At 61.0% G+C, this 13,409-nt stretch carries 10 protein-coding genes; 4 read left to right on the forward strand and 6 right to left on the reverse strand.

The genetic code is table 11. From position 1 onward, the window contains the following. Window positions 1-76: 76 nt before the first annotated feature. The 4 genes from K5K89_RS21455 to hrpA form a co-directional block, all read right to left on the reverse strand. Window positions 77-322: an anti-sigma factor family protein gene (locus tag K5K89_RS21455; protein WP_071491356.1), complete on the reverse strand. Its 246-nt coding sequence runs from the start codon at window positions 320-322 to the stop codon at window positions 77-79. Then, a complete protein-coding gene (locus tag K5K89_RS21460; protein WP_071491357.1) occupies window positions 316-930 on the reverse strand; it encodes an RNA polymerase sigma factor in 615 nt (204 codons plus the stop codon). Before K5K89_RS21460 ends, K5K89_RS21455 begins: the two co-directional genes overlap by 7 nt. 17 nt (window positions 931-947) lie before the next feature. Then, a complete protein-coding gene (locus K5K89_RS21465) occupies window positions 948-2,069 on the reverse strand; it encodes a beta-ketoacyl-ACP synthase III (protein ID WP_071491358.1) in 1,122 nt (373 codons plus the stop codon). A gap of 307 nt (window positions 2,070-2,376) precedes the next feature. Beyond that, window positions 2,377-6,288 carry an ATP-dependent RNA helicase HrpA gene (gene hrpA, locus K5K89_RS21470; RefSeq protein WP_222541743.1) on the reverse strand — a complete coding sequence of 1,304 codons (3,912 nt, stop codon included), beginning with the start codon at window positions 6,286-6,288 and terminating at the stop codon, window positions 2,377-2,379. Between the two features lie 606 nt (window positions 6,289-6,894). On the opposite strand from hrpA, the gene K5K89_RS21475 reads away from it, so the two are divergent. Continuing rightward, the gene (locus K5K89_RS21475) at window positions 6,895-7,194 is read left to right on the forward strand and encodes a hypothetical protein (protein WP_222540225.1); all 300 of its coding nucleotides are present in this window, start codon (window positions 6,895-6,897) and stop codon (window positions 7,192-7,194) included. 18 nt (window positions 7,195-7,212) lie between these two features. Beyond that, entirely contained in the window at window positions 7,213-7,482 is a 270-nt protein-coding gene (locus K5K89_RS21480; RefSeq protein ID WP_130898136.1) for a hypothetical protein, read from the forward strand. 34 nt (window positions 7,483-7,516) lie between these two features. Here the strand turns inward: K5K89_RS21480 and aceK are convergent, their stop codons facing one another. Then, window positions 7,517-9,232, reverse strand: a complete 1,716-nt coding sequence (gene aceK, locus K5K89_RS21485) for a bifunctional isocitrate dehydrogenase kinase/phosphatase (RefSeq protein WP_222540226.1) — start codon at window positions 9,230-9,232, stop codon at window positions 7,517-7,519. Between the two features lie 406 nt (window positions 9,233-9,638). Between aceK and K5K89_RS21490 the strand changes: the two genes are divergently transcribed. Together K5K89_RS21490 and K5K89_RS21495 are read left to right on the forward strand one after the other, a co-directional pair. Beyond that, a complete protein-coding gene (locus K5K89_RS21490; RefSeq protein WP_409996332.1) occupies window positions 9,639-11,249 on the forward strand; it encodes a methyl-accepting chemotaxis protein in 1,611 nt (536 codons plus the stop codon). Window positions 11,250-11,301: 52 nt separating this feature from the next. Then, window positions 11,302-12,186 carry a DMT family transporter gene (locus K5K89_RS21495; RefSeq protein WP_071491361.1) on the forward strand — a complete coding sequence of 295 codons (885 nt, stop codon included), beginning with the start codon at window positions 11,302-11,304 and terminating at the stop codon, window positions 12,184-12,186. A gap of 33 nt (window positions 12,187-12,219) precedes the next feature. On the opposite strand, the gene K5K89_RS21500 is transcribed toward K5K89_RS21495, so the two are convergent. Continuing rightward, a complete protein-coding gene (locus K5K89_RS21500) occupies window positions 12,220-13,080 on the reverse strand; it encodes a DMT family transporter (protein WP_222540228.1) in 861 nt (286 codons plus the stop codon). Between the last annotated feature and the right edge of the window lie 329 nt (window positions 13,081-13,409).

Consider the following 13,409-nt stretch of genomic DNA (forward strand, 5'->3'; position numbering starts at 1 on the left):
GCCCGAGGTGGCTGTACCAGTCTTGCGTAGGTGGATCGGTCCCCATCATCCGTTCGCTCCACCCACGCGAGCCTGTTTATTCCCCGCCTTTATGATCCTTGAGCCGCTCGTCAGCCAGACGCTGCGCCAAGGCCTCCACACCGTCAACCGGTTCGTCCGGCATTATCCTCAGCGTCGCCTGCATCAGGCGCATCTGGCGGATAAACCGGCGGCAGTTCGGGCAGAACATCAAGTGATGACGCACCAGCAGACGCTCGCGAAAGGTTAACTGCCCATCGAGATAGTCACTGGAACGTGCCACTTGTTCTTTACAGGTCAACATTCGCCCGTTTCCTCAAAATGCTCCACCGTGGCGAAGACTTTAAGCCGTGCCCGATGCAACAGCACACGGACATTGGAGAGCGACAACGTCAGAAGATTACAGATCTCTTCCAACTCCAGGCCCTGGCGCTCACGCAGTACCAGCACACTGCTCTGCAACTCCGACAGGCTCAGGATCGTATGCTCCAGGCATTTGCGCAGTTCATCCTCGGTGAGCAAGGCTTCCGGGGTGTCCTGGTGCCAGGCATACGGGGCGACGGCCCAGTGACCATCATCGGGGGTGAAGCGATCGTCACCGATAGTGCCGTGGGGCGAGGGCAGATCGTCGAGCAACACTTCGCGACGGTTCTGCTTGTAGCGCCCCTTGGCAGCGTTGGCGGTAATGGTCAGCAGCCAGGTCTTGAGGCTGGAACGGCCTTCGAACCTGGCCAGGTTGCGCACCACTGATAGCCAGGCGTCCTGCACGACTTCGTCGGCGTGACGCTGGCCGACGATGGCATAGGCCACCGCCCGCATGGCGCTCTGGTAGGTGGTGACCAATTCCTTGTAGGCCCGCTGCTCACCCTGGAGCAGGCGTTCAAGCAGGTGCGCGTCGTCCGCTGCTGCCATTCAAGACCTCGACTGTCTTAGCGTTTGCGCAGGATCACGCTGCCGATCGAATAGCCCGCGCCAAACGAGCTGAGCACCGCCACGGAGCCCTTGGGCAGGTCATCCTGATTCTTGTGGAACGCAATCACCGAACCCGCCGAGCTGGTATTGGCGTAGGTATCGAGGATCACCGGGGCTTCTTCCACGGTGGCTTCGCGGCCCAGCAGTTTCTTGACGATCAGGTGGTTCATGCTCAGGTTGGCCTGGTGCAACCAGAAGCGCTTCACGTCGGTCACGTTCAACTGGTTCTCTTCCAGGTGCACGCCGATCAGCTCGGCGACCATCGGGCATACGTCGCGGAACACCTTGCGGCCTTCCTGTACGAACAGTTTGTCCGGCGCGCCGATGCCCTCTTCCGCGGTGCGGTTGAGGAAGCCGAAGTTGTTGCGGATGTTATTGGAGAACTTGGTCAGCAACTTGGTGCTCACCACGTCGAACTGGTGTTCGGAGGTTGCCAGGTCGGCGCGCTCCAGGACCACGGCGGTGGCCGCATCGCCAAAGATGAAGTGGCTGTCGCGGTCGCGGAAGTTCAGGTGGCCGGTGCACACCTCCGGATTGACCATCAGGATCGCCCGCGCCTGGCCCAACTGGATGCTGTTGGCGGCGTTCTGGATGCCGAAGGTGGCCGAGGAACAGGCCACGTTCATGTCAAAACCAAACCCTTCGATGCCCAAGGCTTCCTGGACTTCGATGGCGATGGCCGGGTAGGCACGCTGCAGGTTGGAACAGGCGACGATCACGCCGTCGATGTCGGCAGCGGTTTTGCCCGCGCGCTGTAGAGCTTGTTCAGCGGCGCCGACGGCCATCTGGCAGAGCACCGACCATTCGTCGTTGCTGCGCTCGGGCAGGCGCGGGGCCATGCGCTGCGGATCGAGAATGCCGTCCTTGTCCATCACGAAGCGGCTCTTGATGCCGGAGGCCTTTTCGATGAAGGCGGCGCTGGATTCGGTCAGCGGCTGCACGTCACCGCGCTCGATGGCGGCGGCGTTGTCGCTGTTGAACTGTTGCACGTAAGCATTGAAAGACTGCACCAGCTCTTCGTTGGAGATGCTGTTGGCCGGGGTATACAGGCCAGTGCCGCTGATGACGACGTTATGCACGGTCGTTCCTCTAAATCTGTCAGGCAGAAGATATTGGTACCGTCGTACCAAACTGTAAGTAGTCCGATTCCGCTCCGCGGACACCAAACTGGCATCGCTTTATTCCATCGCGCCGCAGCCTTTCGCGACGATCCCGGCATTTATAACCGCGAAGTTTGCCACAACCCTCGGAATTTGGCGCTATCTGTGGGAGGGGGCTTGCCCCGATAGCGGTGGGCCAGTCAACACATCCTTTACTGACAGACCGCAATCGGGGGCAAGCCCCCTCCCACACTGGACCTGTATTGCCCTGGAAACCGTGCAAATATCAGGCTTCTACCAGGCTCCACTGCTTGCTCAGGCGCTTGTCGGAAATCGGCACTTTGGTACCCAGTTGCTGGGCAAACAACGACACCCGGTATTCCTCCAGCCACCAGCGATACAGCTCCAGCTGGGGATCGCGCTTGCCTTCCTGGGCATGTTTTTTCAGGCGGTTTTCGTACTGCGTCCACAGGCCGCCCAGCTCGCCGCTCCACACCCGATCCTTCTGCACCTGGCTCGGTAGTTTTTCCAGGCGCAACTCGATGGCCTTGAGGTAACGCGGCAATTCCTTGAACCACTGCACCGGGGTTTCCCGTACAAAACCGGGGTACACCAGGTGGCTCAGTTGCTGCTTGATGTCGTTCAAGGCCACGGCCTGGGCTAGGTCGATCTTGCCTTTGAAGCGCTTTTGCAGGCCATGCCAGAGTTTCAGCACCTCCAGGGTCAGGCGCGCCAGGCGCTCGGCATGTTCGGTCCAACTGCCGCGCTTGCGCTCGGCCAGGGCCGCCAAACCTGCGCCATCACGCGGCAGGCTGGCTTCGCCTTCGAGCACGCAGGTGTCGAGGCTGGCCAGCAGGATGTCTTCCACCAGCGCATCGATCCGGCCCAACTCACGGTACATCAGGCCCAGTTCGGTCAGGCCCGGCAGTTTGCCGCGCAGGAATTTCGCCGGTTCCGCCAGTTGTTGCATCAGCAGGCGTTGCAAGGCACGGCGATGCTGGAACTCAGCCTCGGCCGCCGTGGAGAAACGCCCTTCCTTGACCGTGCCGTTTTCCTCCACCAGCGCCGGATACACCGTCATCGACAACCCGGCGATCTTCTGTTGCGTCTTCTCGGCTACCGCCGCGAACACCTTGGCCTCCACCGGCTGCTGGCTTTTTGCAGTTTGCGGTATGGCCAGCGCGGCCTGGCTGGCCTCGGCAAAGCGCGCCGTCAGTTCGGCGAGATCCCGGCCTTCACCGAGGAACTTGCCCTGGCCGTCCACCACTTCCAGGTTCATCTTCAGGTGGCTTTCTACCTGCTGCGCGGCTTCGGCCCAGGCTTCATCGCTGACCCGCGCCCCGGTCATGCGTAACAATTCGCGGCCAAGGACCTGGGGCAACGAGCCCTGGCCGAACTCGATGCGTTGCAGGGCCGCCTTGACGAAGTCTGGCACCGGCACGAAGTTCTTGCGCAGCGCCTTGGGCAAGTTGCGCACCAGGGCGATGCACTTGGCCTCGATCACCCCCGGCACCAACCACTCCAGGCGCTCCGCCGGCAAGGCGGGCAACAGCGGCGCCGGCACGCGCAAGGTCACACCGTCACGCGGGTGGTTGGGTTCGAAGTGGTAACTCAAGGCCAGTTCCAGGTCACCCAAATGCAGGGTGTCCGGGTAATGCGCGGCGGTGACTTCGCTGGCCTCGCGGGCCAGTACGTCTTCTTCGCGCATGATCAGCAGTTGCGGGTCTTTCTGGCTGTTGACCTTGTACCAACTGTCGAAGGTCGCGGTCTGGTGGATCTCCGCCGGCAGGCGCGCATCGTAGAAGGCGAACAGCGTTTCCTCGTCGGCCAGGATGTCGCGCCGGCGCGCCTTGGCCTCCAGCTCGTCGAGCTGCTCCAGCAATTGCTGGTTGGCCGCCAGGCACTTGGCCCGCGACTGGATCTCGCCACGCACCAGGCCTTCACGGATAAACAGTTCGCGAGACACCACCGGGTCGACCGGCCCGTAATGCACCGGACGGCGCCCGACCACAATCAGCCCGAACAGGGTGATCTGCTCGAAGGCCACGACCTGGCCGCGTTTTTTCTCCCAGTGCGGCTCGAAGTGGTTTTTCTTGATCAGGTGCCCGGCCAGCGGTTCGATCCAGTCGGCGTCAATCTTGGCGACCATGCGCGCATACAGCTTGGTGGTTTCCACCAGTTCGGCGGTCATCAGCCATTGCGGGCGCTTCTTGCCGATGCCCGACGAGGGGTGGATCCAGAAACGCCGCTGACGCGCGCCCAGGTAATCGCCGTCCTCGGTTTTCTGGCCGATCTGGCTGAGCAAACCGGACAGCACCGCCTTGTGCAGTTTCGGGAAATCCGCCGGCTCTTTATTGACGCTCAACTGCATGTCGCGGCAGATCAGGCTCAACTGGCGATGGGAATCACGCCACTCGCGCAGGCGCAGGTAATTGAGGAAGTTCTTGCGGCACCAGTTACGCAGCGGGCTGGCAGTGAGCTCCTGGCGCTGCTCTTCAAAACCGCGCCACAAATTGACCAGGCCGGCGAAGTCCGAATCCGGGTCCTTCCACTGTGCGTGGGCCTGGTCGGCGGCCTGCTGACGCTCCGGCGGGCGCTCACGCGGGTCCTGGATCGACATGGCGCTGGCGACGATCAGTACTTCCTGCAAGCTGCCGAGCTTGGCGGCTTCCAGCAACATGCGGCCCATGCGCGGATCCACCGGCAGGCGCGCCAACTGGCGGCCCAGCGGGGTGAGCTGGCTGTTGCGGTCGACCGCCGAGAGCTCTTGCAGCAGGTTGAAACCGTCGCTGATCGCCTTGCCGTCCGGCGGTTCGATAAACGGGAAGTCGGTGATTTCGCCGAGACGCAAATGCAGCATCTGCAGGATCACGGCGGCGAGGTTGGTGCGCAGAATTTCCGGGTCGGTAAATTCCGGGCGGCCGATAAAATCTTCTTCGCTGTACAAACGAATGCAGATGCCCGGCTCGACCCGGCCGCAACGGCCTTTACGCTGGTTGGCGCTGGCCTGGGAAATCGCCTCGATCGGCAGGCGTTGCACCTTGGCGCGGTAGCTGTAGCGGCTGATGCGCGCGGTGCCGCTGTCGATCACATAACGAATGCCCGGCACAGTCAGCGAGGTTTCCGCGACGTTGGTTGCCAGCACCACACGTCGGCCCGGATGGGACTGGAAGATGCGCTGCTGCTCGGCTGGCGACAGGCGCGCGTATAGCGGCAGGATCTCGGTGTGCTTGAGCTGGGCCTTGCGCAGCATGTCGGCAGCGTCACGAATCTCGCGCTCGCCCGGCAGGAACACCAGCACGTCGCCCGGGCTGCGCCGCTCGCTGCGCTCATAGGCGGCAATTTCATCCAGGGTGGCGAGGATCGCCTGGTCGACGGTGAGGTCGTCCTCGACGCGGTTGCCCTCCTCGTCCTGCTCCAGGGTCAGTGGGCGATACCAGGTGTCCACCGGGAAGGTGCGGCCCGACACCTCGACAATCGGCGCATCGTCGAAATGCTTGGAGAAACGCTCCAGGTCGATGGTCGCCGAGGTGATGATGACTTTCAGGTCCGGGCGACGTGGCAACAGGGTTTTCAGGTAGCCCAGCAGGAAGTCGATGTTCAGGCTGCGTTCGTGGGCTTCGTCGACGATGATGGTGTCGTAGCGTTCCAGGTAGCGGTCGTTCTGGGTTTCTGCCAGCAGAATGCCGTCGGTCATCAGCTTGATCAGGGTGTTGGAATCGCTCTGGTCTTCAAAGCGCACCTGATAGCCGACCAGCGCGCCCAATGGCGTGGCCAACTCTTCGGCGACCCGGCTGGCCACGCTGCGTGCGGCGATCCGGCGGGGCTGGGTATGACCAATGAGACCGAACTGGCCGCGACCGATTTCCAGGCAGATCTTCGGCAACTGGGTGGTCTTGCCCGAGCCGGTTTCGCCGGCAATGATCAGCACCTGATGCTTGTTCAGCGCTTCTTTGATTTCATCGCGCTTGGCCGCAATCGGCAGGCTGTCGTCATAACGAATCACCGGCAGGCTGGCGCGCCGCGCCGTGACCTGGGCGCAGGACGCCTGCATGCGCGCGACCCACTGCACCAACTTGTCCTCGTCGGGCTTTTTGCGCAACTCAAGCAACTGCCGACGCAAACGGTGGCGGTCGGCGAGCATGGCGTGATCAAGGGTTTTGAGCAGTTGGTCGATGGTGGGCGCTTGGTCGGTCATCAGGGCGGCAAAGGTCTTCTGAGTGAGGCAGGACACGCCTGCATAGCTACGGACGAAAAAACGAGGGGCGATTGTCGCAGATTTCGGCATTTCTGGAGACGCTCAGTCAGTGACTGACGGCGTAGCGCCTCCGAATGAACATATTTCATACACGAGCAAGTCGCTCATCCGACCCTTTCACAGTAGAAATCCGATGGTTTAAGTGAAGTACGCAGGATCAAATCAACCCGCCAGAAATCTCTGGCAGATCACTGTATCGCTTATGAAACCGGAGCTTTTATGCCTATCGAATCGACAAACAGCCAACCTAACCTACCCAGCTACGCGCAATCCATGCGAGCCCAACCGCGCTCGGCAGCGTCGGAACCACCACCCCCCTATGAGTTCCCGCCCGCGTACACCGAGAAGCCACCGCACAACGCATCCTCCCGGACCTACTCGACACCGCCCACTAATTTGACGGCAAATCGAATCTCGAGCTTTCACACGACCAGTCAGGCATTACGAGGAATGGGTTTCATGAGCGGCCTGTGACGCAAAGGTCCTGGATCCACTCGACCTATTAGAAACGACAGATTCCCTCCAAGCTCATCGCACGAGGTGTATATGCCCATCAACTCCAACAACCACGCGTACAGCGGCAATACCCACAGCTATGCCGAGGCTACCGAGCCGCCAACCTATTACGAAGCCGCGAAGCCGCCCCCAGCCTATACAGAAAAAACCAGCGTCCACTTCAAACAGCCAAGCCACATGGCAGCCGACGATCAACCTTACGGCGCTGAGACTGGGATACCAACCCGAAGAAAACAGCTTGGCAATGATCGGAACGCCTCGCTGATCGGCACCCACTCAGCAAGGCCCTCCAGCACAAATCGTGTGCTTACCCAGCCCGCAGCGGTATGACCCAATACAGGAGTTTCCATGCCAATTGATTCCAGCCGTTCCACCGCCCAACTGCCCACTTATGCGCAAGCATTGAGCCTGCAGCTACGCAGCGCCGATACGTTGCCGCCACCCCCGTATGAGTATCCGCCGGCCTATTCGACGCTGACCAATACCGATTCGATAAACCGGATCGGTTCAGGCCGGTCTTCGAACACGACGTCCCCTCAAATCGATCAACAACTACCCGCGGATCGATCATCAACGCTTGGCGTAAGAATGTTGATGGGCTTTCTCAGCCGTATATAAGCCGCACGGCGCGATCACCTGTAGACAGTCGCTGCTACAGTTGATCGCGCTCCTTGCGCCGATACGGAAAGACATCGATCACCTTCCCGGCCCGAATCGCCTCCTGCAGCCCCTTCCAGTAATCCGCGTTGTACAGCTCCCCGTGCAGCTCATCGAAGAACTTGCGCTGACCAGCATCCGCAAACAGGAACGGGGGGAATTCCTCGGGGAACACATCCAGTGGGCCGATGGAGTACCAGGGTTCTGAGGCCATCTCATCTTCCGGGGTGCGCGGTGCGGGGATGTGACGGAAGTTGGCTTCGGTGAGAAAACAGATTTCGTCGTAGTCGTAGAACACCACGCGACCGTGGCGGGTAACGCCGAAGTTCTTCAGCAGCATATCGCCAGGGAAGATATTGGCGGCCGCCAGCTGTTTGATCGCCAGGCCGTAGTCTTCCAAAGCTTCGCGCACCTGGGCGGGGTTGGCGTTGTCGAGGTAGAGGTTGAGCGGGGTCATGCGCCGTTCGGTCCAGCAGTGACGGATCAGCACGGTATCGCCTTCGACTTCGACGGTGCCCGCAGCCACTTCCAATAGCTCGGCCAGGCACTCAGGTTCGAATTTGCTCAGGGGGAAACGGAAGTCGGCGAACTCTTGGGTATCGGCCATGCGTCCGACCCGGTCGACGCTTTTGACCAGGCGGTACTTCTCGATCACCGTGGCGCGGTTGACGTTTTTCGACGGTGAAAAACGGTCCTTGATGATCTTGAACACGGTGTTGAAGCCCGGCAGGGTGAACACGCTCATGACCATGCCGCGCACGCCGGGGGCCATGATGAACTGATCGTCGGTGGTCGCCAGGTGGTTGATCAGCGCGCGGTAGAACTCCGACTTACCGTGCTTGTAGAACCCGATGGAGGTGTACAGCTCGGCGATGTGCTTGCCCGGCAGGATGCGTTTGAGAAAGCCGATGAATTCCGCCGGCACCGGTACATCGACCATGAAGTAGGAGCGGGTGAACGAGAAGATGATCGACACATCGGCTTCGTCGGTGATCAGCGCATCGATCTGGATGCCCTGCCCTTCACGGTGCAGCAGCGGGATCACCAGCGGCCATTGTTCGTCGCGCGTGTAGATGCGCCCGACGAGGTAGGCGCCTTTATTACGGTAGAGCACCGAGGAAAACAGCTCGACCTTGAGGTCCGGGTCCTTGCACACCCAGTCCGGCAGGTTTTCGCGCAGCTGGGTTTCGAGGCGATGAAGGTCGGCTGCGAGGTCGGCGTAGGGTTCGCTGAAGCGGTAGTCGGCAAAGATCTGCGCGAGCATTTGCGGGATTTGCCCGGCGGGCGTGTAGGTGCGCGTCTGCGCGGCCCGTGCCCGGCGCAGGCTGGGCCGGGTGGTGTGGATGAACATGCAGCCGTCGCTGATCAGGTCGTGGCTGAACAGGCCGCAGAAGATCGAGTTGTACCAGGTCTCGGAGAGTTCATCGTCGAAGCGCAGGTCGATCAGGCCGATGTAGGCACTTTTGACCACGGGCCACACATCGATGTCGAGCAGCGCGGCGTCATTGAAGTGCTCACGCAACCGCTGAGTCACCTCGGAGACCTTTTCCTCATAGAGATTGATGCGCGCCGCCGACGCCGCCTGGCCCTGTTGCCACTGGGCCTTTTCGAAACGCTCGCGGGCGCCGTCGGTGATCTGGCGGAAGTGCTCTCGGTAGTCGTCGAAGCCATCGAGGATCATCTGGGCAATGGCGAGGGCGGATTGCGACATGCGGGAAACCTCGAGCGGGCATCGGGAAGCCCTGAGCTTAGCCAGTGTACGAACACAGGAGAAGAGTCATTTTTTGTGCAGCCTTGTACAACTCCGTTCATTTCGTACATTTATTTTCAATTTATTTAATTCGACCAATTGGTCAATAAACGCACTGAAAAGTCGCACATTGTTTTCCCCATACGCCCACAACGACGCGGCCTTGCCGCTTAGCGCCGGAATCCCGCGTACTCCCCCCGGGGCTCTGCTCCAAATACACCGTTGAATCCAGCTAAGGGAAACCCTGATTACCACCTTGATGGCACTTTGATATATAGCGCGCCCTCTCCCACCCTAACAAGGTCCGAAGACCGATCCGGGAACAGGTTCTAATCGCCCAAGGAGCATTGAGATGTCATTGAGGAACATGAGGATCGGTCTGCGTGCCAGTCTGAGTTTTGGGGTTTTGGCCAGCTTGCTGGTGATCGTGGGCATGTTCGGCCTGGGCCAGATGGCCAAGCTGCGCCAGAGCGCGCTGGTCATCGAGCAATCGTGGATGCCGAGCATCGAGAACATCCACGACAGCGCAGCCTTTGTCGCCAGCATCCGCCTGGAAGCCTTGCGCCTGGCGACCACCGACGAATCGCGGATCCGCGACAACAGCAAAGCCCTGATCACACGCCAGCGCAGCGAGCTGCAAACCCTGCTCGACCATCACAAAACCCTGCTCAGCAGCGACGAAGAGCGCCAGATGCTCAAACAGCTCGAAGGTAACGTGGACGCTTACCTGGCCCTCGTCGAACAGATCGTCACCCTGGTGGACAAGGATCAGCAGCAAGACGCCATTGACCTGCTCAACACCCGCCTCGCTCCCCAGGGCGTGATCCTCAGCAAGAGCCTGGAGGACCTGATCGTCTTCAACCAGAACGGCGTGGAAACCGCCGTGGATTCCGCCGCGCAGACCTATTCCAGTGCACAGTGGATCGTCGGCCTGATCATCGTATTCGCCTTGATCGCCACCTTGTTGCTCGCCTGGCTGCTGACCCACAGCATCACCGCCCCGCTCGGCCAGGCACTGAGCGTGGCGCGCACCATTGCCGGCGGCGACCTGAGCCAGCCGATCGCCGTCAGCGGCAAGGACGAACCGGCCCAATTGCTCAACGCCCTGGCCACCATGCAGGCGCAATTGCAAGGCACCATCCGTGGCATCAGCGAATCGGCGCAACAGTTGGCCTCCGCCGCCGAGGAGATGAGCTCGGTGATGGAACAAAGCACCTGTGGCCTGCAAGCGCAGAACGACGAGATCGAACAGGCGGCCACCGCCGTCACCGAAATGAGCGCGGCCGTAGACGAAGTGGCGGGCAATGCGGTGTCCAGCGCCGAGGCGTCCCAGGCCTCCGACGAGGACAGCAAGCACGGCCACTACCAGATCAGCGAAACCATCAGCTCGATCCAGAACCTGGTCGACGAGGTGCTCGGCGCCTCGAACAAGGCCGAAGGCCTGGCCGTGCAGGCCCAGGACATCAGCAAGGTGCTGGAAGTGATCCGCGGCATCGCCGGGCAAACCAACCTGCTGGCGCTCAACGCCGCCATCGAAGCAGCCCGCGCAGGCGAGGCCGGGCGTGGTTTTGCGGTGGTAGCCGATGAAGTGCGCTCCCTGGCGCAACGCACCCAGGACTCCACCGAAGAAATCGAGCAGATGATCACCGGCATCCAGCGCGGCACCCAGGATACGGTCGAAGCGCTGAACAGCAGCGCCGAGCACGCCGGCCAGACGCTGCAACGGGCCAACAGCGCCGGTAGCGCCCTGGAAAAAATCACCGCGGCCATCTCGCAGATCAGCCAGCGCAACCTGGTGATCGCCAGCGCCGCCGAGCAGCAGGCGCTGGTGGCACGTGACGTGGACCGCAGCCTGGTGAACATCCGCGACCTGTCCACCCAGACCGCCGCCGGTGCCACTCAGACCTCGGCCGCCAGCCAGGAACTGTCACGCCTGGCGGTGGACCTGAATGGGCTGGTGACGCGGTTTGTCCTGTAATCATTAGACATGTCATGCAACACTCGCGGCCTTATTGAGGTAGGAGTGTTCCGTGAGACCTGTCGACACCTTGTACTTGCTGGGGCTCGCCGCCATCTGGGGCGCGAGCTTCCTGTTCATGCGCATTATCGCGCCGGAGATCGGCACGCTGCCGACGGCGTTTTTCCGCGTGTCGATCGCCGCCGCCGGGTTGCTGGTGATCCTGGCGGCGATGCGGGTGAGCTGGGATTTCCAGGGCAAGTTCAAGACTGTACTGCTGCTCGGCGTGATCAACTCAGGCATTCCCGCGACCATGTATTCAGTCGCTGCCCAAGTACTGCCGGCGGGTTACTCGGCGATCTTCAACGCCACCACGCCGTTGATGGGCGTGTTGATTGGCGGGCTGTTCTTCAGCGAACGCCTGACCCCATCGAAAGTCGCCGGGGTGTGCCTGGGCCTGCTGGGCGTGGGGGTACTGACCCGCGCAGGGCCGGTGGCGTTTGACCTGGAATTATTGATGGGCGCGCTGGCCTGCTTGCTGGCGACCACCTGTTACGGCTTTGCCGGGTTCCTGGCAAGGCGCTGGCTGGATCAGCGTGGTGGCTTGGACAGCCGCCTGTCGGCCCTGGGCAGCATGCTCGGCGCGACGTTGTTCCTGTTGCCGTTCTTTGCCTACAGCGCCATCAGCCAACCGCCGGCGAGTTGGGGTGGATGGCAGGTGTGGGGATCGTTGCTGGGGTTGGGGCTGGTGTGTACGGCGTTTGCCTACATTCTTTACTTCCGGTTGCTGACGTCCATCGGGCCGGTTAAGTCGATGACCGTTACCTTCATGATTCCGCCGTTTGGGGTATTGTGGGGCGCGTTGCTGCTGGATGAGCCATTGTCCATGGCGCATCTGTATGGCGGGGTGTTGATTGCGGGGGCGTTGTGGTTGGTGTTGCGCCCGCGAAAATTGTAGGAGCCCGGCTTGCCGGGCTCCTACAGTACAGTGTCAACGCTTACGGAAGACAAACACTAAACCGATGATGATCAACCCCATCCCCAACAGACTCAACATCGCAAACCGGTTGCCAAAGATCAGGTAGTCCATCACCGCCGTCACCGCCGGCACCAGATAGAACAGACTGGTGACATTCACCAGGTTGCCCCGGGCGATCAGGCGGTACAGCAACAGCGTGGCCAGCAACGACACCACCAAGCCCATCCACAGCACCGGCAGGTAAAAGCTGCTGCTGTGTTCAAAATGGAACGGCTGGAACGGCACAAACACCGAACACAGCAGCAACCCCGCCAAGTACTGCACCGGCAGCGTGCCCAGGGGCTCGTCGGTGATGCGTTTCTGCATGATCGAGCCGAAGGTCATGCTGGCCAGGGCCAGCAACCCGAACAGCATGCCCGCCAGGGACATGCCAGAAAGGCCGATGCCTTGATACACCACCATGATCAGCCCCGCCAACCCGAGGCCCAGGCCGAACACACGGCTGAAAGAACGCTGGCGCTCTATCAGCATCACGGTGAGGATCGGCTGTACGCCCATGATGGTTGCCATCACGCCGGGGGTGACGTTGAGGTCCAGGGCCAACAGATAGAAAATCTGATAGGCGCCCAACAACACCAACCCCGTCGCCGCTGCGTATAAAAGTGGCTTGCCGGGGCGCGGCAGTTTCAACTTGAGGATCGGTATCAGCACCACCAGGCCCCCGAGGGCAATGGCAAAGCGGATCAGCAGAAACGCAAAGGGTGACGCGTGGGCCAGGCCCCATTTGGAGAAGATCGCCCCACTGCTCCACAGCAGAACAAACAGGCTCGTCGAGGCCGCCGCGGCCACGGATTGTTTCGAAAAAACAGACATGGTTACCACCTGTCATCAGGCAAAAAGCCGATTCAGCAGACGCTGAAATGCATTAGGTTTTTTTCAGGCGGGCAGACGGGAACAGCGATCAGCTGATCAACCCGCAATACCAACACCCGGCGGTGATACGACTGCGTACACCGACGTGCTGCTGACAGGTGGAGGGTAGTGACTGATCTGCGCAGGCTGCTTGTCCCCGCACGGCACGACCGCAGCGTTGACCGCTGAATCGACTACCGCTGTGCGCTGGGAAGCAGGCATGGGCTGATCTTGTGTGAAGGGATGGAGAGGCTCGGACTATAACCAGCCGGTGATAGGTTTTGCAATCA

This window comes from Pseudomonas sp. DR208 (genome assembly GCF_019823005.1).
GTDB lineage: Bacteria > Pseudomonadota > Gammaproteobacteria > Pseudomonadales > Pseudomonadaceae > Aquipseudomonas > Aquipseudomonas extremorientalis.